The sequence below is a fragment of the Amycolatopsis sp. CA-128772 genome (assembly GCF_002904295.1).
In the GTDB taxonomy this organism is placed as follows: Bacteria; Actinomycetota; Actinomycetes; order Mycobacteriales; family Pseudonocardiaceae; genus Amycolatopsis.
Genome location: NZ_PPHG01000094.1, coordinates 88,215 through 106,996 on the forward strand (window position 1 = coordinate 88,215; position 18,782 = coordinate 106,996).

Genomic DNA, 18,782 nt, shown 5'->3' on the forward strand with positions numbered 1-18,782 from the left:
AAGGCCTCCTGTAGTGCGCCGACATGACGGCTAGCGGCACGCTAGCGACGTTAGTCCGCCTTGTAAAAGGTTGCACCCACGTTGCCCGGCCGGTTCACCGAGCCAGGCGAGTTCCGGTGACTAAGCGTTCGCTCAGCCGCGCCTTCGCCGCCGGCCACTCCGGCCGGAGCATCGAGTAGGTGGCCGTGTCGCGCGACGAGCCGTCCGGCCGGATCCGGTGCGCGCGCAGGATGCCTTCGCGAAGCGCGCCAAGCCGTTCGATGGCGCGTTGCGAGCGAAGGTTCCGGATGTCGGTCTCCCACGCGACCCGTTGCGCGCCAAGGGTTTCGAACGCGTGCGTGAGCAACAGCAGTTTCGACTCGGTGTTCAGCCCGGTGCGCTGCCAGTCCGCGCCGATCCAGGTGTGCCCGATGGACAGGATCCGGTGCTTCGCCACGACCTGGTAGTACGACGTCGTGCCGGCGACGCGGCCGGAGGCGACGTCGATCTGCGCCCACGGCCGCCGGTCGGGGTCGGCCAGTACCTGCTCGACCATCCGCTCGGCGGCGGGGAGGTCGGCGGGCTGCCGCAGGCTGAGCCACGCCCAGATGCCCGGGTCGGTGCCGGCTTCGAACAGGCCCTTGGCGTGCTCGCGGGTCAGCGGTTCCAGGCGGACGTGCTCGCCGGCCAGGATCGGGTGCGTGTTCCAGTCGCTCACGTGATCACCGTAAAGGGCATATTGGCTGCTCAGGATAGCCAGTTTCGGAGCATTTCCAGAAGCCACTCGCGCGTTGCCTATGCTCGGCGGACCACGACGGAAGGGCAGGCTCGATGGCCGAAGAGCGGGAAGAGCTGAGCTGGGAGCTGTTCGGCACGGCGAGCCGTGAACTGGCTCACACCATCGCCGGCGACGGCTTCGCGCCGGACCTCATCCTCTCCATCGCGCGCGGCGGCCTGTTCGTCGCCGGCGCCCTCGGTTACGCGCTCGACGTCAAGAACCTGCACGTGATGAACGTGGAGTTCTACACCGGCGTCGACCAGCGCCTCGACCTGCCGGTGATGCTGCCGCCGGTGCCCAACGCCGTCGACCTGACGAGCAAGAAGGTGCTGATCGCCGACGACGTCGCCGACACCGGCGCCACGCTGAAGCTGGTCCGCGACTTCTGCCTCGGGCACGTCGCCGAGGTCCGCTCGGCCGTCGTCTACGAGAAGCCGCACTCGACGGTCAAGTGCGAGTACGTCTGGCGGCACACCGACCGCTGGATCAACTTCCCGTGGTCGGTCCAGCCGCCCGTGGTCTCCCGCGAAGGCCAGGTCCTCGATGCCTGATCCGCTGAAGCCCCTCCTCGACCTCGAAGGCGTCGCGGCGGCGGCGAAATCCGCCCAGGACGCCGTGTTCGCGGTCCACCGCCTCCCGGCGAACCTGCGCGGCGGCGCGGCGACGGCGGCGGAGGCGTCGGTGCGGGCCGCCCGCGCGTCCGCCGGCATCGAGGGCGCGAACCCGGAACTGCCCGCCGACGGCGCGGTCGGCGACCCGGTCCTGGCCGGCGCCCTGCGCGTCGCGGAGACCCTGGAAACGCTGCTGCCGACGTGGCGCCGCGCGCCGCTGCAGGCGTTGGCGCGGCTGCACGTCCTCGCCGCGGCGGACCTCGTCGGCGACGCGGATGCGTTGGGCCGCCCGCATTCCGGCGGCGGCCGCCTGGAGCTGCTGGCCCAGCTGGTCACCGGCGCGACGTCGGTGCCGGGGCCGGTCCTGACGGCCGTGGTGCACGGGGAACTGCTGGCGCTCAAGCCGTTCGGCAGCGCCGACGGCGTCGTCGCGCGTGCGGCGGCCCGGCTGACGATGGTCGCGACGGGCCTCGACCCGAAGTCGCTGAGCGTGCCCGAGGTGGCGTTCTTCCGCCGTGTCCCGCAGTACCTCGAAACGGCCGAAGGCTTCGCGAGCGGGACGCCGGAAGGCGTACGCGCGTGGCTGCTCTTCTGCTGCGAAGCGTTCGAAGCCGGTGCGCGCGAGGCGAAGAGCATCTCGGACGCGGCGTCTTAACCGGACAGCTTCGCCGACCACTTCTCTTCGATCCGCCCGAACCGCCACACCGCCAGCGCGACGACCCACGTCAGCACGAATAGCCCGACGATCCCGAACCCGACGTAGTCCAGGTTCACCGAAGCGATCGCGGCCAGCGGTCCCGACGTGATGCCGAGCTTCTCGGCGAGGATCGACACGAGCTCGATGGTCCCGATGAGCAGCGCCACCGCGACCGACAGCGCGGTCACCGTGATGTTGTAGAAGATCTTGCGCACCGGCTTCGCGAACGCCCAGCCGTAGGCGAAGTTCATGAAGCAGCCGTCCACGGTGTCGAACAGGGTCATCCCGGCGGCGAACAGGACCGGCAGCACGAGGATCGCGTACCACGGCAGCGCGAACGTCGCCGCGCCCGCGGCCAGCACGAGCAGCCCGATCTCGGTCGCGGTGTCGAAGCCCAGCCCGAACAGCAGCCCGACGGGGTAGATGTGCCACGGCTTGCGCACGGCCTTCGTCGCGCCGCGCAGCAGCCGGTTCAGCACGCCGCGGTTGTCCAGCTGGCGTTCGAGCGCGGCCTCGTCGAAGTCGCCGCGGCGCATCCGCCGGAACACCCGCAGGATCCCGACCAGCACGACCAGGTTCAGGATCGCGATCACGTATAGAAACACCCCGGACACCGACGTCCCGATCACCCCGGTGGCCTGGTGCAGTGACGAGGCGTCGTCCTCGACCTGCCCGGCCAGCGCGCGGACGCCGAGCGACAGCAGCAGGCACAGGACGAAGACGATCGTCGAGTGCCCGAGCGAGAACCAGAACCCGACCGACAGCGGCCGCCGGCCGTCCGCCATCAGCTTGCGCGTGGTGTTGTCGATCGCGGCGATGTGGTCCGCGTCGAAGGCGTGCCGCATGCCCAGCGTGAACGCGGTGACGCCGAGCCCGATCCCGAACACGCCGGACGTGCCCAGCGCGTAGTGCCGGGGTGCGACGAAGGCCGCCAGCACCACCCAGCCCACGACGTTGAGCAGCAGGATGAACCCGGCCATCCCGCCGACCGACACCCACTCGCGACGCGACAGCCCACGCCGCGAGTCCTCCGTCGTGCCCGCCATCGCCACCCGCCCTTCCTCATCTGAGAGGTTAGGCAGATGAACAGGTGAGGGTCTAGCTCGCGCGCACCCTGAGAGTGTCGAGAGCCTTCCGCACGTGCCCGCCGGACGTGTGCAGGGCCTTCGACGCGCTCGTCACGTCCTCGCCGGACAGCAGGTGCACCAGCGCCACCTTGAGGTCGCCCCCGGCCTCGGTGAGCGCGTCCGAGCAGTCCGCCATCGTCATGCCGGTGGCTTCCTGCAGGATCCGGATGGTCCGGCCGCGCAGCTTCGCGTTGGTGGCCCGCATGCTGACCATCAGGTTCGAGTAGGTCCGGCCCAGCTTGATCATCGTCGCGGTGGAGAACGACGTCAGGATCATCTTCTGGGCCGTGCCCGCCTTCATCCGGGTCGAGCCGGCGATCGCCTCCGGGCCGGTGTCGACGGCGATGAGCACGTCCACCCCAGCCGGCTTCGCGGCCTTCGCGTTGCCCGAGACCAGCCCGGTCCGGGCGCCCTGGCGCGAGGCCGCGGCCAGCGCACCCAGCACGTACGGCGTCCGGCCCGACGCCGTCAGCCCCAGTACGAAGTCGCCGGGCTGGACCATCGCCGCCATCTCGGCCGCGCCCGCCGCCGAGTCGTCCTCGGCGTTCTCGACGGCGTGGCGCAGCGCGCGCTCGCCGCCGGCGTGGTGCGCGATGAACCAGTCGCCCGGCACGTTGAACGTCGGCACCAGCTCGGCCGCGTCCAGCGTGGCCAGCCGCCCGGACGTGCCCGCGCCGACGTAGTGCACCCGGCCGCCCGCCCGCAGGGCGTCGACCGCGTGGTCCACGGCGCGCGCCACCTGGGGCAGCACCGCGGCGACGGCACCGGGGACCGTGCGGTCCTCGGCGTTGATCGCGCCCAGGATCCCTGCGGTGGACATCAGGTCGATGTCCTTGGTGCGGGGATTGCGGGTTTCGGTCGGCGAATCGACGTGCACCGCCTGCATGGGGACGGTCATCATGCGCCTCACTTTTTCTCCGGGCATTACTTGCCGGTTTCCCGCGGACGGCGACGACCGTCCGGCCTGACCCCCAAGCGGTGCGAGCCGACGGCGTCCCTGGTCGCGTCCAGGGCGCTGACCGACGCGTCCATGTGCCGCTGCGCGACGCCGATGAACAGGCAGTCGATGACGGTGAGCTGGGCGATCCGGCTCGCCGTGGCTCCCGAGCGGAACGTGGTTTCCCGGGCCGCGGTCGTCAAAACATGATCGGCGACCTCGGTGATCGGGGAGCGCGGGAAGTTCGTCACGGCGATGGTGACCGCGCCGTGCTCGCGCGCCACGCGCAGCGCCTCGACGGTGTCGGTGGTCGCGCCGGTGTGCGAGACGCCGATCGCGACGTCACCGGGGCTCAGCACCGCGGCCGAGGTCAGCATGATGTGCGTGTCCGACCACGCGAAGCACACGCGGCCGATGCGGTGCAGCTTCTGCTGCAGGTCGGCGGCGACGAACGCGCTGGCGCCCACGCCGTAGACGTCCACCCGGCCGGCGCTCGCGACGACCTCGATCACCCGCTCCAGGGTGGCGACGTCGAGCTGGTCGGCCGTCTCCTCGACCGCGCGCGCATCGGCGAAGCTGACCTTGCCGATCACGGCGGCCAGGTCGTCCTCCGGGCCGATCTCGCCGCCCAGGTTGCGCGTGGTGCGGGCCTCGGTGCGCGCGGTGTCCGCGGCCAGCGCGATGCGCAGCTGCGGGTACCCGCCGACGCCGACGGCCTTGCAGAACCGCGTCACCGTGGTCTCGCTCGTGTTGGCGGCCAAGGCCACCTCGGTGATGCTGCGTCGCGCGACCGACGCGGGGTCTTCCAGCACCACCTTGGCCACGCGCTGCTCGGCGCGGGCCAGGCCGGGGAGCAGCGACCGGATCCGCACCAGCGGGCTGGAGTCGGCGTCACGCACGGTCGTCTGGACCGATACGGGCTCGGACTGTGCCGGGCCGATCACGGATTCGGTATCACTCACCGTCGGAAAGTTACTAACCGTTGGCATTTGCGACAAGGCTACCCACACCCTTCGGTACGATCGCAACCCGTCCGTGTCTGCGGATCTGGATTTGCGATTAATCGTTGACCAGAAAGTCGCCAACAGGGTCAACCTTGTTAACGAGGTCAAGCTAACGACTTGGCAACTTAGTGTCGCGGTGCAAGCGGCAAGCGGACGGTAAATTCCGGCTTGTGGTCGACGTTCGGCGACGAACCGGTCACCGAGAGCTCAACTGCCAACCCTCCGCGACGAAAATCGCGGGGTCGCGTTCACCGTCGAGGAGTGATCGGCCGCTCTCGGTGACTTTCACACCGTCCACGGAAACTCCCCGGCCCGTGTAACTCGGATCGGTGCTGTAACGCCAGCGGAGGCTGACCGACGCGCCCTGCGGCAGCGTGCCCACCGCCCGCCACCAGGCGCGGTGCCCGTGTCCGGAGAGCGACGTCACCGTTCCGGAGGGTGCCCCCGGTCCGGAAACCGACAACGTGACCGGTTGCCAGTTAACGCCGTCGGTGCTGGCCTGCAGCTGAAGTGGATCACCCGGACCTTCGGTATCCACGAAGGCAGCGAACGAGACGCGGGCCTGATCACTCTGTGTGGTAAACGGGCGGGTGCTCAGCGTAGCGACGCCGGCGTTACCCAGGGTGCTCGTCCAGGCGTCCTTCCCGGCGACCGGCCGCACGGCCATCGCCCGGGCCAGCGACGTCGCCCACACCTGGCGGGCGGTGTTGATCGAGCCCCAGTTCCGGGTCGGGTGCACGCGGTTGGTCAGCAGGATCGCGAACGACCGGGACTCCGGGTCGATGACCAGCGTCGTCCCGGTGAAGCCGGTGTGCCCGGCGGTGACCGGCGACGCGAGCGCGCCCATGTACCAGGGCTGGTCGAGCTCGAAGCCGAGGCCGTGCGCGTCGTCCGGGAACTGCTGGTTGTAGTTCGTCAGCAGCTGACGCACGGTTTCCTGGCGCAGGATCCGGTGTCCGCGGTAGCTGCCGCCGTTCAGGATCGCCTGCGCGAGGTTCGCCATGTCGCTCGCGGTGCTGAACACGCCGGCGTGCCCGGCGACGCCGCCCAGTGACCAGGCGTTCTCGTCGTGCACGCTGCCGCGCACCATCCCGCGTGGCGGGTTCGCCTCGAACTCCGTCGCGGCGATCCGGGCCAGCTTCGCGGCGGGCGGGTTGTAGCCGGTGTCCACCATGCCCAGCGGCGCGGTGATCCGGTCGTGCACGACCTTGTCCAGCGGCTGCCCGGTCAGTTTCTCGACGATGAAGCCGAGCGTGAGCAGGTTGATGTCCGAGTAGAGGTACGTCGTGCCCGGCTTGTTCTTCAGCGGGCTGTCGAGCACGGCCTGGCGCCGCGACGGGATGTCCGGGTAGCCCGCCCACAGCGACGGGATCGGGTCGGCGTCGAACCCGGAGACGTGCGTGAGCAGCATCTTGACCGTGATCGCGGCCTTGTCGCCGGTGGCGAACTCCGGGAAGAAGCGGCTGACCGGGGTGTCGATGGTGAGCTGCCCGCGCTCGACCAGCTGCATCACCGCGATCGAGGTGAACAGCTTCGAGATCGACGCCATGTCGAAGATCGTGTCGTTGCGCATCGGGACCTGCTGGTCGGCGGGCAGTTCGGTGCCCTTGGCGTCGGCGTACCGCAGCGCCCCGCCGACGGCGTACCGGTCGACGACCACGCCGTCGTGCGCGAGCAGGCCGACCGCGCCGGAGAAGTGCGGGTGCCCGGAGGCGTCCGGCTTCGTCCAGCTCGCCAGGAAGTCCTCGGCCGCCTTGATCGGCGCCGGGTCCAGGTTGACCTGCTGTGGCCGGCCGTCACGCAGCGTCGTCCACGGCGGGGCGAACCCCTGCTGCGGCCGGTCGAACCGCCCGGCCGCCGGATCGTGGCTGGTGATGGCGCCGGCTCCCGAAGTCAAGGTGGTCAGCGCGACCAGCACTCCGGTGGCCGCGACGAGGACCTTCCTAGCACGCATGAGTCTCCCCCTCAGCGGTAAAGCAGGTAGCGGCGACGTTTCCGGTCGAACTCGGCCAGCTCGGCCCGCCAGGCGCCGGTGACCTCGTCGACGCCCGCGCCGGCGTCGACCATGGTCCGGAGCCGGTCGGACCCGGAGAGCTTGTCGATGTAGTTGTCGGGGCGCCAGGCGAAGACGTCCGGGTGCAGCGCCTTCGCCGTGACGAGCATGGCGACCGCGGTCCGGATCGCGTCGAAGGCCCGCGGGTCGTCCACGCTGACCTGCACACCCCCGCACGTCTGGTTGACGAACTTGCTGAACGTCGGGACGAAGTAGGTCTCGCGAAACTTCGCGCCGGGCAGCCGCTCGGCTTCGAGCTTCTCGCGCCAGCGCCAGTCGAGCCCGGGTGCGCCGATGATTTCGAACGGCCGGGTCGTGCCGCGGCCCTCGGAGAACACCGTGCCCTCGAACATCCCGGTGCCCGGGTAGACGAGCGCCGTGTCCGGCGTCGGCATGTTCGGGCTCGGCAGCACCCAGTTCAGCCCGGTCCGGTCGAACAGCGTGTCCCGCGGCCAGCCGCGGACCTGGACGACGTCGAGCTGGGGTTTTTCGGCCGCCAGGAATTCTCCGGCGAAGAACCGGGCGAGCTCGCCGACCGTCATGCCGTGTTGCTGCGCGATCGGCTGCCGCCCGATGCCGGAGGCGAACTTCGGGTCGAGCACCGGCCCGGCCGCGCGGCCGCCGAGCGGGTTCGGCCGGTCGAGCACGACGAGGGCGGCGCCGACCTTCGCGGCGGCCGCCATCGCGGTGTAGAGCGACCAGATGTAGGTGTAGAAGCGCGCGCCGACGTCGGCGATGTCGAACACGACCGTGTCGACGCCCGCCTTGGTGAACAGCGAAGCGAGCTTCGTCGCGTCGACGCCGTACGCGTCGTACACCGGAACGCCCGTCCTCGGGTCGGTGTAGTCGCCCTCGGAGCCGCCGGCCTGCGCGCTGCCGCGGAAGCCGTGCTCGGGCCCGAAGGCCGCGACCGGCCGGACGCCGGCCGCGACCATCGAGTCGACGATGTGGTCGCCGTCGAGCAGGACGCCGGTCGGGTTGGACAGGACGCCGAGCTTGCGGCCCTTGAACGCCCGCCAGCCCTGTGCGGCCAGCTGCTCCGCGCCGGTGAGGACGCGGCCCGGGTGCGTCGCCGCTTCCGGCTGTCCGGGCTGTGCCCCGGCCACGGCCGAGCCGCCCGCCAGCGTGGGGACAGCGAGCGCGCTCGCGCCGAGGAAGTGGCGCCGGTTGAGGTTCACCAGGTCAGCCCGTGGCCGAACGGGTACTTGACGGTCTGCAGGTCGGCCCCCGCCGGGATGTCGACCGGCAGCTTCCCGACCGGTTTCGTCTCGCCGAGGAGCACCTTGGCCAGCGCCTCCAGGGTCGGCGTGATGTAGCCGTAGGTGGCCAGCCAGGTCTTGACGGTGGTCGGGTACCCGGCGTCGTACGGGATCTGCGCGGCGACCGCGACGACCGGCTTGCCAGTGGCCTGGAGGGCGTCGAGCAGCTTGGTCTGCCGGGGGAAGGCGCCGACGTTGTTGGTCAGCACGACGACCAGGCCGGCGTTCCCGGCGTTCGCGACGGCCTGCGCGATCTGGGCGTCCGTCGGGGCCTGGCCGGTCTGGTAGGCCGTCGCGGCCGTGCCGTGGGCGGTCAGCTTCTGCGCGAGGGACGCCGTCGTGGAGACACCCCAGCCGGTGACGAGCGCGGTCGCGGGCTTCTGCGCCAGTGGCAGGAGACCGGCGTCGTTCGCGATGGCCGTGATGCCGCGGTCGGCGATGTCCTGCGCGGTCTTGAGGCTCGCCGGGGTGCCGACGGTCTTCATGACCCGGTCCGGGTCGGTGAACGGCGAGAACAGGATGCCGCGCTCGAACTTCAGCTTCAGCACGCGCAGCACGCTCTGGTCGATCCGCCACATCGGGATGTCGCCGGACTTCACCGCGGCGAGGACCGCGTTGATGGCGACGTCGAGGTGCACCGGCATGAGCAGCTGGTCGACGCCGGCCTTCAGCGCGAGGACCGGGATTTCGGCGTCGCTGTGCAGCTCGCGCACGCCCTGCATCTCGAGCGAGTCGGTGATGACGACGCCGTTGTAGTGGAGCTCGTTGCGCAGCTTCCCGGTGACGATCGGCTTTGACAGCGTCGCCGGTTCCAGCGACGGGTCGAGGCTGGGGAACTGGATGTGCGCGGTCATGATCGAGTCGATGCCGGCCTTGATGGCGGCCTTGAACGGCGGCACGTCGATGTCGCGCCACGCCTGCTCGGTGCGGTCGATCCGCGGCAGGCCGGTGTGGCTGTCGGTGGCGGCGTCACCGTGCCCGGGGAAGTGCTTGGCCGTCGCCGCGACGGTCCTGGTCGGCAGGTCGGCGTCCTGGTAGCCCTTGACCTCGGCGGCGACGAACTGGCTCGCGAGGCCGGGCTGCCCGGCGAACGAGCGCACCCCGATGACCGGATTGGCCGGGTTGGAGTTGACGTCGGAATCGGGCGCGAAGTCCTGGTTGATGCCGACGGCCCGCAGTTCGTGCCCGAGGATGGTGGCGGCCTTGGTGGCGCGGCCGGTGTCCCGCCCGGCCGAGATGGCCATCGAGTTCGGGAACTCGGTGGCGGGCGCGCCCATCCGGGTCACGGTGCCGCCCTCCTGGTCGGCCCCGATCTGCAGCGGGATGTGCGCGCCGCTGGTGACGGCGGCCTTCTGGAGGCCGTTGGACAGCTTCGCGACCTGCACGGGATCGTCGAAGTTGTCGCGGGTGTCGTTGTTGAAGTAGATGACCCCGCCGAGGTGGTACTTCTCGATCACCTGCGCCGGGGTGTCGACGCCGAAGTCGGTCCGGTTCTTCGGGTTGACCTCGTCGGCGGTCTTGCCGTTCACCCAGGTGACGAACAGCTGCCCGACCTTTTGTTCGAGCGACAGCCCCCGCAGCGCCTGCGCCGCCACGGCATCCGCGTTCACCGTCGGTGCGCTCGCCGCGGCCGCAACACCCACACCGGTGAAGGCGAGCACCCCCGCAACGGGCAGGGCGAGCGCATGGAACCTCCGATTTCGGGTCGTCACGACCAGCCTCCCAGAAAGTAGCGGGCGCCGGTCGGGACGTCAGAAGTCCACTCGGAGGCGCCAGTATCGGGAAGCTACTCACGGAATCCGGCGCTGTCCATCGACCGACCGCACGAACGGTCCAGTCGTACCCGGATCGGTAGGAAACCGCCCCCACGCTGCGGCCGAACGAGTGACCCGCCCACTTCCGCCCTCCATCACGCGAGTGACGTCCCCAGTCACGCGAGTCCCGTCCCCAGTCACGCGAGTCCCGTCCCCAGTCACGCGAGTCCCGCCCCGGCGCACGCGTGTCGTCCCTCCAGTCACGCGAGTCCCGTCCCCAGTCACGCGAGTCCCGTCCCGGCGCACGCGTGTCGTCCCTCCAGTCACGGCTGATGCCCGCTGATCACGCGAGATGCCCGATGGCGCACGCAGTATCCCGCGCCGACCCACCCCCGAAATGGACGAGGCGGCGCCCGTGGCCAATGGCCACGGGCGCCGCCTGCAAAGCGCGAACCTCTCGGGCGACCAAGCGTGCAACTCTGGTCGTACCTACATGGACTCGGCGTGTGGCGTCCCACTACGCAGTCCCTAGACGACGAGCCTCCCGCGGCGCGCTGCGCGTGGGTACCCGGAGTCCGCGCACGGAGGTTTGCCGGGGTGGAACAGGCTTCTCTTCTACCTGTTCCCTGGCCGACCGAACGTCCGCACCTACTTTCTACGCCGTGAGCCGGGTCACTTCAAGTGCGCGGACGGGTGCACCGGTACAGAGGCTGGATCGGGTGACACCGGCACCCTCCGCGACGGACAATTCGGGGCTGGGCCAAGCAAAGTGGAGGCCGTACGGCCGTGTGGGTGGTAGCCGCTCGGCTACCGGGACCGTCGGCGACGGTTGAGGCCGTACCAGGTCGCGCCGGCGGCCACCGCGCCCACGCCGAGCGCCACGATTCCCGCCGATCGGGTGGGGATCCGGGTGCGCAGCGACATCGGCCGCTCGAAGGCCAGGATCGGCCAGCCGCGGTCCAGGGCCTCGCGCCGCAGGAGCTTGTCCGGATTGACCGCGTGCGGGTGCCCGACGACCTCGAGCAGCGGGATGTCGGTGCTCGAATCCGTATACGCGAAGCACTCGGCGAGGTCGTAGCCGTGGGTGACGGCGAGCTGCTTCGCCGCGACGGCCTTGTTGGCGCCGTAGCAGTAGAAGTCGACTTCGCCGGAGTAGCGGCCGTCGACGATCTGCATCCGCGTGGCGACGCTCCGGTTCGCGCCGAGCATTTCCGCGACCGGCGCGACGACCTCCTCGCCGGTCGCCGACAGCACGATCACGTCGTGCCCGTCCGCGCGGTGGCGCGCGATCAGCTCCGCCGCCTCCGCGTACACGAGCGGGTCGACGACGTCGTGCAGCGTCTCGCGGACGATCGCGGAAACCTGCGCGACGTCCCAGCCGGCGCACAGCGCGGAAACTTCGGCGCGCAGGCGTTCGGTCTTGTTCTCGTCGGCGCCCGCGAGGGAGAACACCAGCTGCGCGTACGCACTGCGCAATGCGGCCCGCCGGTTGATCAATCCTTCTTTCAGCAGAGGTTTGCTGAACGCCAGCGCGCTCGACGAAGCAATGATCGTCTTGTCCAGGTCGAAGAACGCGGCCACCGCGTGCTCCGGGCCCGGCTTCCGGATGCGCGACGGCGCGCTGCTCGGTTCGGCCACCTCCCCAGGATAGGAGCTTGATCGATGCGCGTCCCGTTGATCCACCACGCGCGCGTCGCGGCGGCGGAAAATCCATGACAGGCAGGCACTTCGGGCGCGCTGTGCCGTTACCGAACTGTGTGCCTCGCCCGGTGCGCGAACCGGCGCTCGGCGGAGTTACAGTGAGGGAGCCCGGTGTCCAACCGGGCCGGTTCAGTCCGACCCCCCGGGGCTGAACCCCTGGCGGCCCCCGTCCCTCCCCCCTGGCGGGGGCCGCCCTCTTACCTTCCGTTTGCCTTCACCGGTTCCGTTTCCACGGCCGGATTCCCGGCTCACGCGATCTTCTTGCCTTCTCCTTACCTTCGGCGATTTCCGTCGCCGGCCGGACGCCGTTCGTGGTCGAAGCCGGATGCGGATATCCGGTGCCGTTTCCGCCGCAGGTGCGTCGCGGGCGGGCGCGATCCTGCCACAGCCCACCGACAGGACCGGCCCGCGAGCGCCTCCCCGGCCCGAAGTTGTCCACAACACCCCGGTTGTCCACAGCCGGCCCCCCACCCCGTTGCGCCGCCCCACCCCCGCCCACGACGGTGGAAACCGGGCCACCCACGGCCCGCACCGACGACGGGGGAGGAACGCATGACGGGGGAACGACCGCTGGTGGTCGCGGCGGACGAAACCGTGCTCGACGAGATACTGCGCGTGGCGGCGGTAGCCGGCTGCGACCTCGACCGCGCACCGGACCTGACCGCGGCCCGCGGGCACTGGGCCCGGGCGCCACTGGTGGTGCTCGACGAAGAAACCGCGCGGCTGGCTCCCGTGTTGCCCCGACGTGGCGGGGTCGTCCTGGTCTGCAAGGGCAGCCCGGGCCCGGCGACGTGGGAACACGCTTTCCGCTGCGGCATCGAGCGCGTGGTCTCCCTGCCGGACGACGAGGCGGAGCTCGCCGGCGCGTTCGCCGACGTCGTCGAGACACCGGCGGAGGAAGCCGGATTGGTCCTCGGCGTGGTCGGCGGCCGGGGCGGCGCGGGCGCATCCGTCTTCGCCGCGGCGCTGGCCCTGGCGGCCGACCGCGACCCGGGTGGCGCCCTCCTGGTGGACTGCGACCCCCTCGGCGGCGGCTTGGATGTGTTGCTGGGTCTGGAAAAGACGCCCGGACCCCGCTGGCCGGACGTCCGGTTAAGCGGCCGTGTCTCGGTGTCATCGCTGGCGGCGGTGCTGCCCCGCCGGAAGCATCGCGGCGGCAGCCTCCCGGTGCTCGCGTGCGGCAAGGAGGGCGAAGGCCCGGCGGTCGAGTCGCTGTCGGCGGTCGTGTCCGCGGGCCGCCGCTCGGGCCGCACGGTGGTGTGCGACCTGCCCCGCACCCTCGGCGGCGCGGCCACGGAGGCGGTCGCGGTGGCCGACCTGGTGGTCCTGGTGGTGCCGACGGAGGTCCGCGCGTGCATGGCGGCGAAGCAGGTCCTGCACCACCTGTCGAACCTGACAGCCCGCCTCGGCGTGGTCGCATGTGGACGGTCAAGGGCAGCCACCTCCGCAGCCCGCACGGCAGCTCTGCTCGGCCCACCCCTCCTGGCGGCAATGCCCCCAGAGCGCGGCCTGACAGCCGACGTGGAGCGCGGCGAGTTTCCGGCCAAACCATCGGGCCCCCTCGCCAGAGCAGCGGCCGAAGTCCTGACGGTCGCCCGCCGCGAAGCCCGGACGGCAACCCGATGACCGCGCCCGCCAACCTCCGCCCGCCAAGCCGCCCGGTCACCGTGGGCGAGCTCCTGCTCCCAACGGTCCTGCACCTGACAACGCGAGGCCCCCAGAGCGCAGCGAACTTCTCGACGTTGCTGGCGTCTGCACCCGGCGCCGCCGGGCAGCTCGCTTCCGACCCAGTGTCGCCGGCCGAACCGCCCGACGCCGACGGCAGCGGCCCGACAAACCCCAAGCAGGCGTCACCCCGAGCGGCTCGCCGGCTCGGCACCCGCGTCACGGCATCCGCCGCCCCCAAGGCGGTGACCCCATGACAACCGACTTCGTGGACCGCGTCCGCAACCGCCTCGCCGGCGACCGCCGCCAGGCCGACCCGGTCGCCGTCGCCACCGCGGTCCGCGCCGAAGCCGGCGGCGTCCTCGGCCACGACGCCGCGCTCGACGCGGCCCGCCAGGCCCGCGACGAGTTCGTCGGCGCCGGCCCGCTGGCCCCGCTCCTCGACGACCCGTCGACCACCGACGTGCTCGTCACCGGCCCGGACGAGGTCTGGACGGACGGCCCGGCCGGCCTCACCCGCACCGAAATCCGCTTCGACGGCGAAGAATCCGTCCGCCGGCTGGCCCAGCGCCTCGCCCTCGCGGCGGGACGGCGCCTCGACGACGCCCAGCCGTACGTGGACGGCTGGCTCCCCGGCTCGGGCCCGCACGGCCGCATCCGCCTGCACGCCATCCTCTCGCCGATCGCGGCCGGCGGCACGTGCTTGTCCCTCCGCATCCTGCGCCCCGCGACGCACGACCTCACCACCCTCGGCGACCTGGGCGCCTTCGACGCCGACGGCGCGAAGCTCCTCCGCACCGTCGTGTCGCGCCGGATGGCGTTCCTCGTCACCGGCGGCACGGGCGCGGGGAAGACCACCCTCCTGGCGGCCTTGCTCGGCGCGGTCGACCCGGGCGAGCGGATCGTCTGCGTCGAAGACGCCGGCGAGCTCCGGCCCGCGCACCCGCAGTTCGTCAGCCTGGTCGCCCGTCCGGCCAATGTGGAGGGTGCGGGTGCGGTTGGCCTGCCCGAGCTCGTGCGCCAAGCGCTGCGCATGCGCCCGGACAGGCTGGTGGTCGGCGAGGTCCGCGGCGCCGAGGTCGGCGCCCTGCTCGCGGCGCTCAACACGGGCCACGACGGCGGCGCGTGCACGGTCCACGCCAATTCCCCGGCCGAGGTACCGGCCCGCATCGAGGCACTGGCCGCCCTCGGCGGCCTCAGCCGCGATGCGGTGCACAGCCAGCTCGTCGCGGCAATCCGCGTAGTACTGCACATGCGCCGCGAGCCAGGCGGCCGCCGACGCCTCGCCGAGGTGGGCGTCCTCCGCACCGAACGCGGCCGCGCCCGCGTGGTGCCGGTGTGGCGCGCGGGCCGCTGGACGGTCGACCGCCATCTCTTCGCAGCCCCGGGGGCGATCGCGTGCTGAGCCTCCTCCTGGTGCGCATCTCCTTGCTGTTCAACGTCTTCCCGCACACGAGAAGGAGGCGGCGATGATCACCCCCTGGGTCCCGCTGTGCGCCGGAGCGGCCCTCGCCTGCTGGCCCGCGGCGCCCACCCGGCTCCAGGCCGCCCTCGAGCAACCGGCAACGATCCGGATCCCGGACGTCTGGCGCACAGTCCGCTGGCTCCTCCCAGCAGCACTGGCCGGCTTGCTGGCCGGAGCCGGCGGAGCAATCGCGGCCGGCGTGCTGACCCTGGCGTGGAGCCAGGAGTGGCGAGCCCACCGCCGAGCCACGGCAACCATGAAAACGGCGGCGCACACAGCAACAGCGTTGCGGACAATGGTGGCCGAGCTCCGAGCCGGAGCCCACCCGGTAACGGCAGCAGAAGCAGCGGCAGAGGCAGTCCCCTCACTGGCGGCCGACCTCCAAGCATTGGCAACGGCGGCCCGCCTCGACACCGAGCTGAGCACACCGGCCCTCCCACAGCTGACGGCGGCCTGGACCCTGGGCAAGCGCCACGGCCTCCCGATGGCCGAGGTCCTGGACGCAACCCGCCGAGACACCGAAGCAGCCCTGACCTTCGCCCGCCGAACCCAAGCAAAACTGGCAGGCCCCCAAGCAAGCGCGGCGGTCCTCACCGCGCTACCGGCCTTGTGTGTGCTGCTGGGCCAGGTGATGGGCGCGGCGCCGCTCCCAGTGCTGACGGACAGCACCGCCGGCCAGGTACTGCTGGTCACGGGCAGCCTGCTCCTCTGGGCAGGAACGGCCTGGTGCCGATCCTTGACCGCACGGGCCCGCCTCCGATGAGCGCGACCGCATCCCTCCTCCGGCGGGGAACGACCCGGGAGCCAGCCTCCGACCGAGTGGGCGCAGTGTCGCCGAACGCGGCCGCACCTTTGCTTCGGCGGGGAGCCTGCCGGGAATCAGGACTCGATCGAGCGAGCGCCGAGCTGCCGAGCGCGGCTGCATTCCTGCTCCGGCCGGAGGGCGCCCGGGCCTCAGCCTTCGACCGAGCGGCTCGGATGCCACCGAGCGCGGCCACACCTCAGCTCGGCCGGGGCAGGTGAGCGCCCGATGAACCCGGCCGCACTCCTCCTCTTCTCCGGCGCCCTCCTCATCTGGCCCGACAACACCGTCCCCCGACGCCTCACCTGGCTGACCGGCCACCCGGAACCCCACCCCACCCGCAGATGGCACCGCGCCATCCCGCACATCGCGACCACCCTGGGCGGCGCCTCGGCAGCGGTCCTGATCGGCGGGATCACCGGCGCCGTCATGGGCGCAATCCTCACCGCGACCGGCTGGTGGGCGATCCGCCGAACCCGCCGCCCGCGACCACCGGCCATGGACATCGCCGCCCGGCTGCGGCTGGCCGGAACGCTCGATCTCCTCGCCGCGTGCCTGCGCGCCGGGCTACCGGTGCCGTCGGCGCTCGATGCCGTGGCCGGCACCGCGCCCGACCCCGCAGGGGCGGCCCTGACCTCGGCCGCCGGGCTCCTCGCCCTCGGCTCGCGCCCGGACGAGGCGTGGGCACCGGTGCGGGCGATCCCCGGCCTCGGCGAGCTGGCGGCCGCGGCGATCCGGACGTCCCGCTCGGGCGCAGCGTTCGCCGCGGCGGCCGCCGACCTCGCCGGACGGATCCGCGACGAGCTCGCCACCGAAGCAGAGGAACGAGCCGAGCGGGCCGGGGTGGCGCTGGCCCTGCCGGTCGGCCTGTGTTTCCTGCCCGCCTTCTTCTGCCTGGGCGTGCTGCCGGTCGTCCTCGGCCTGGCCGGACGGCTCGGCCCGCTCATCTGATCACCAGACCGAAGGGAACCCTCATGCGCACGTTCCGCCGCCGGCCCCGTCCGGACGACGGCTCCACGACCGTCGAGTACGCCATCGTCACCGTCGCTGTCGCGGCCTTCGCCGCTGTCCTCTACGCCCTGCTCACCGGAGACTCCGTCGTCTCGTGGCTGACGAACCTCGTCATGAAGGCGTTGTCGGTGCCGTCATGAGACGCCGGGACGAAGGCTCGGTGACCGTCGAGGCCGCGCTCGGCATGGCCGGCATGACGGTGATGACCGTGCTGCTGCTCGCGAGCCTCGTGGCGATGGTCGGCCAGCTGCGCTGCACCGACGCGGCCGGCGAGGCCGCGCGGCTGCTGGCGAGGGGCCGACCTCAAGAAGCGGCAGCGGCGGTCGACCAGATCGCCCCTTCCGGTGCGAACCTCACGTACGAGCAGGTCGGCGACAGGTTCACGGTCAGGGTGACGGCCCTTCCCGCCGGCGACCTCCTCCCGGCGGTGCACCTGAAGGCCACGGCATACGCGGTGGCCGAACCGAAGACGGAGGTGGCGAATGCCCCGGGCTGACCGACGACCGGGTTGCGGATCCGACAGCGGAGCGGCGACGATCTGGACAGCGCTGTCCGTGACGGCTCTGGCCGGAGTGACAGTGCTGGCCTTCTCGCTGGCGGCCGCCGTCACCGCTCGCCACCGAGCCGAGTCGGCGGCCGACCTAGCGGCCCTCGCGGCGGCGTCGCACGCGGCGGACGGCCCGGCCGACGCCTGCGAACGCGCCAGGTGGGTGACGACCCGGATGGGGATCACGCTCCTGACCTGCCGGTGGCAGCAGCTGGACGCACTGGTGGAGGTCGAGGCACCGGGCCCCGATCTCCTCGGCGTGCCCCGCTTGTCGGCTCGTGCTCGCGCCGGGCCGGCCGGCTGACGACCGCCGCCGTTCGTGGCGTGGCCGGTGTCACCGGTCGGCGACGCCGACCGGTCGGTATGCGGCGACGACCGGCGGTTCTGCCGGGCCGGGCGATGAGCGGCCGATTGTCACGGGCAGCGGTCGTTGGTGCACGGCGAGCGGTCGAATCGGCTGCTCACCTGGGCCGAAGGGCGGTGCTCCAGCCGCTGACCGCGCCTCCGGAAGGCGACCTGTCCTGGGCTTTTGCGCGACGAACGGTCCGTGTGAGGTCACCGTTTACCGCCCAGCCGCGGCCGGGGTGTTCGGTCGGGCCGTACGGATCACTGGGCGTTCATCGCCCCGTAACCACCGGTTGTCGCGCGGGGGTTCCGGGCAATGTGCAACTTGCCGTTAAGTGAGATGTGCGACACCACGGCAGGGTTTGACGGAAGTCGCGGCGAATCGGAACTTGAAGGCAGGAAAGACAATGTTGGACGCGAATTGGCCGGACAGCTGGCGCGGCGCCTTCCGCATCGAACTGCGGGCGGAGGCGATCGGTCTCGCCTGGCGCGGCTGGCCGGTGCTCCCGGGCGTCAACCCCGCTCCGCTCACCGACGGCGACGACCTCACCTGGCGCCGTCCCGTTCCGGCCAGTGACGCCTGGCGCGAGCAGCTGGGCACCCACGCCCACGAGGTTGCCACCTGGTTCTCCGACCGCACGCACAGCCTGCTCGTCGCCACCGGCACCGTGCTCGACGCCATCGAGGTCGACGACGAACTCGGCAAGCGCGCCTGCCGCCTCCTCCGCGCCCTCGGCCACCCCGCGCCGATCATCGCGCTGCCGAACGGCCGCTGGCTGTTCCTCACCACCGTCGCCGACAGCATTCCGGCCGAGCTGGCCGAGCGCGCCGCCATCCAGTGGCACGGCAAGGACAGCTACATCCCGCTGCCGCCTTCGCCGTTCCAGCACGGTGTCGTGCACTGGCGCGTGAAGCCCGAGGTGTGCGGCTGGCAGCTGCCGGACGCCGCCGAGGTGCACGACGTCCTCGTGCGCGCCCTGGCCGGCGAGCACGCCCCGCAGCTGGTCCAGACCAGCGCGGCCTGAACCACCCCGCGCCACCGCTACC

The 18,782-nt window shown here is 71.6% G+C and carries 18 protein-coding genes; 10 read left to right on the forward strand and 8 right to left on the reverse strand.

The annotated features are described in order from the left end of the window. Positions 1 to 94: 94 nt before the first annotated feature. Complete coding sequence (locus tag C2L59_RS42455) at positions 95 to 697, reverse strand: GNAT family N-acetyltransferase (protein WP_103355238.1); 603 nt, start codon at positions 695 to 697, stop codon at positions 95 to 97. A gap of 113 nt (positions 698 to 810) precedes the next feature. Between C2L59_RS42455 and C2L59_RS42460 the strand changes: the two genes are divergently transcribed. Both C2L59_RS42460 and C2L59_RS42465 read left to right on the forward strand, forming a co-directional pair. After that, positions 811 to 1,308, forward strand: coding sequence for a phosphoribosyltransferase (locus C2L59_RS42460; protein ID WP_103355239.1), 498 nt, complete (start codon positions 811 to 813; stop codon positions 1,306 to 1,308). Next, a complete protein-coding gene (locus C2L59_RS42465) occupies positions 1,301 to 2,023 on the forward strand; it encodes an oxidoreductase (protein ID WP_103355240.1) in 723 nt (240 codons plus the stop codon). The genes C2L59_RS42460 and C2L59_RS42465 overlap by 8 nt, the downstream gene beginning before the upstream one ends. On the opposite strand, the gene C2L59_RS42470 is transcribed toward C2L59_RS42465, so the two are convergent. The 7 genes from C2L59_RS42470 to C2L59_RS42500 form a co-directional block, all read right to left on the reverse strand. Continuing rightward, entirely contained in the window at positions 2,020 to 3,111 is a 1,092-nt protein-coding gene (locus C2L59_RS42470) for a HoxN/HupN/NixA family nickel/cobalt transporter (protein ID WP_103355269.1), read from the reverse strand. The two genes, C2L59_RS42465 and C2L59_RS42470, sit on opposite strands and share 4 nt — an antisense overlap. 52 nt (positions 3,112 to 3,163) lie before the next feature. Continuing rightward, positions 3,164 to 4,093 carry an N-acetylmuramic acid 6-phosphate etherase gene (locus C2L59_RS42475; protein WP_103355241.1) on the reverse strand — a complete coding sequence of 310 codons (930 nt, stop codon included), beginning with the start codon at positions 4,091 to 4,093 and terminating at the stop codon, positions 3,164 to 3,166. Positions 4,094 to 4,116: 23 nt separating this feature from the next. Then, positions 4,117 to 5,091 carry a MurR/RpiR family transcriptional regulator gene (locus C2L59_RS42480; RefSeq protein ID WP_233224002.1) on the reverse strand — a complete coding sequence of 325 codons (975 nt, stop codon included), beginning with the start codon at positions 5,089 to 5,091 and terminating at the stop codon, positions 4,117 to 4,119. Positions 5,092 to 5,329: 238 nt separating this feature from the next. Next, complete coding sequence (locus C2L59_RS42485; RefSeq protein ID WP_233224003.1) at positions 5,330 to 7,087, reverse strand: serine hydrolase domain-containing protein; 1,758 nt, start codon at positions 7,085 to 7,087, stop codon at positions 5,330 to 5,332. Positions 7,088 to 7,098: 11 nt separating this feature from the next. Further along, the gene (locus C2L59_RS42490; protein WP_103355243.1) at positions 7,099 to 8,364 is read right to left on the reverse strand and encodes an exo-beta-N-acetylmuramidase NamZ domain-containing protein; all 1,266 of its coding nucleotides are present in this window, start codon (positions 8,362 to 8,364) and stop codon (positions 7,099 to 7,101) included. Continuing rightward, the gene (locus C2L59_RS42495; protein WP_103355244.1) at positions 8,361 to 10,106 is read right to left on the reverse strand and encodes a glycoside hydrolase family 3 protein; all 1,746 of its coding nucleotides are present in this window, start codon (positions 10,104 to 10,106) and stop codon (positions 8,361 to 8,363) included. Before C2L59_RS42495 ends, C2L59_RS42490 begins: the two co-directional genes overlap by 4 nt. A 900-nt stretch (positions 10,107 to 11,006) precedes the next feature. Further along, positions 11,007 to 11,837 carry an HAD family phosphatase gene (locus C2L59_RS42500; protein ID WP_103355245.1) on the reverse strand — a complete coding sequence of 277 codons (831 nt, stop codon included), beginning with the start codon at positions 11,835 to 11,837 and terminating at the stop codon, positions 11,007 to 11,009. A 615-nt stretch (positions 11,838 to 12,452) separates the two neighbouring features. Between C2L59_RS42500 and ssd the strand changes: the two genes are divergently transcribed. From ssd to C2L59_RS42540, 8 genes are all read left to right on the forward strand, one after another. Continuing rightward, positions 12,453 to 13,526, forward strand: a complete 1,074-nt coding sequence (gene ssd, locus C2L59_RS42505; RefSeq protein WP_103355246.1) for a septum site-determining protein Ssd — start codon at positions 12,453 to 12,455, stop codon at positions 13,524 to 13,526. A 292-nt stretch (positions 13,527 to 13,818) separates the two neighbouring features. After that, positions 13,819 to 14,970 carry a TadA family conjugal transfer-associated ATPase gene (locus tag C2L59_RS42510; RefSeq protein ID WP_103355247.1) on the forward strand — a complete coding sequence of 384 codons (1,152 nt, stop codon included), beginning with the start codon at positions 13,819 to 13,821 and terminating at the stop codon, positions 14,968 to 14,970. Between the two features lie 64 nt (positions 14,971 to 15,034). Then, positions 15,035 to 15,793, forward strand: a complete 759-nt coding sequence (locus C2L59_RS42515) for a type II secretion system F family protein (RefSeq protein ID WP_103355248.1) — start codon at positions 15,035 to 15,037, stop codon at positions 15,791 to 15,793. A gap of 267 nt (positions 15,794 to 16,060) precedes the next feature. Then, positions 16,061 to 16,783 carry a type II secretion system F family protein gene (locus tag C2L59_RS42520; protein WP_103355249.1) on the forward strand — a complete coding sequence of 241 codons (723 nt, stop codon included), beginning with the start codon at positions 16,061 to 16,063 and terminating at the stop codon, positions 16,781 to 16,783. Positions 16,784 to 16,806: 23 nt separating this feature from the next. Beyond that, entirely contained in the window at positions 16,807 to 16,983 is a 177-nt protein-coding gene (locus tag C2L59_RS42525; protein ID WP_103355250.1) for a DUF4244 domain-containing protein, read from the forward strand. A gap of 20 nt (positions 16,984 to 17,003) precedes the next feature. Beyond that, on the forward strand, positions 17,004 to 17,339 hold the full coding sequence (locus C2L59_RS42530) for a TadE family type IV pilus minor pilin (RefSeq protein ID WP_103355251.1): 336 nt from the start codon (positions 17,004 to 17,006) through the stop codon (positions 17,337 to 17,339). After that, positions 17,326 to 17,694: an Rv3654c family TadE-like protein gene (locus C2L59_RS42535; protein WP_103355252.1), complete on the forward strand. Its 369-nt coding sequence runs from the start codon at positions 17,326 to 17,328 to the stop codon at positions 17,692 to 17,694. Before C2L59_RS42530 ends, C2L59_RS42535 begins: the two co-directional genes overlap by 14 nt. A gap of 448 nt (positions 17,695 to 18,142) precedes the next feature. Further along, positions 18,143 to 18,760, forward strand: a complete 618-nt coding sequence (locus C2L59_RS42540; RefSeq protein ID WP_103355253.1) for a bifunctional DNA primase/polymerase — start codon at positions 18,143 to 18,145, stop codon at positions 18,758 to 18,760. The last annotated feature ends 22 nt before the right edge of the window (positions 18,761 to 18,782 follow it).

Excerpts from the sequence above, each read along its gene's own strand:
- C2L59_RS42460 (WP_103355239.1), top strand. The coding sequence starts at position 811 with ATGGCCGAAGAGCGGGAAGAGCTGAGCTGGGAGCTGTTCGGCACGGCG.
- C2L59_RS42465 (WP_103355240.1), top strand. The coding sequence starts at position 1,301 with ATGCCTGATCCGCTGAAGCCCCTCCTCGACCTCGAAGGCGTCGCGGCG.
- C2L59_RS42470 (WP_103355269.1), bottom strand. The coding sequence starts at position 3,111 with ATGGCGGGCACGACGGAGGACTCGCGGCGTGGGCTGTCGCGTCGCGAG.
- C2L59_RS42475 (WP_103355241.1), bottom strand. The coding sequence starts at position 4,093 with ATGATGACCGTCCCCATGCAGGCGGTGCACGTCGATTCGCCGACCGAA.
- C2L59_RS42485 (WP_233224003.1), bottom strand. The coding sequence starts at position 7,087 with ATGCGTGCTAGGAAGGTCCTCGTCGCGGCCACCGGAGTGCTGGTCGCG.
- ssd (WP_103355246.1), top strand. The coding sequence starts at position 12,453 with ATGACGGGGGAACGACCGCTGGTGGTCGCGGCGGACGAAACCGTGCTC.
- C2L59_RS42510 (WP_103355247.1), top strand. The coding sequence starts at position 13,819 with ATGACAACCGACTTCGTGGACCGCGTCCGCAACCGCCTCGCCGGCGAC.
- C2L59_RS42515 (WP_103355248.1), top strand. The coding sequence starts at position 15,035 with ATGATCACCCCCTGGGTCCCGCTGTGCGCCGGAGCGGCCCTCGCCTGC.
- C2L59_RS42520 (WP_103355249.1), top strand. The coding sequence starts at position 16,061 with ATGAACCCGGCCGCACTCCTCCTCTTCTCCGGCGCCCTCCTCATCTGG.
- C2L59_RS42525 (WP_103355250.1), top strand. The coding sequence starts at position 16,807 with ATGCGCACGTTCCGCCGCCGGCCCCGTCCGGACGACGGCTCCACGACC.
- C2L59_RS42535 (WP_103355252.1), top strand. The coding sequence starts at position 17,326 with ATGCCCCGGGCTGACCGACGACCGGGTTGCGGATCCGACAGCGGAGCG.
- C2L59_RS42540 (WP_103355253.1), top strand. The coding sequence starts at position 18,143 with ATGTTGGACGCGAATTGGCCGGACAGCTGGCGCGGCGCCTTCCGCATC.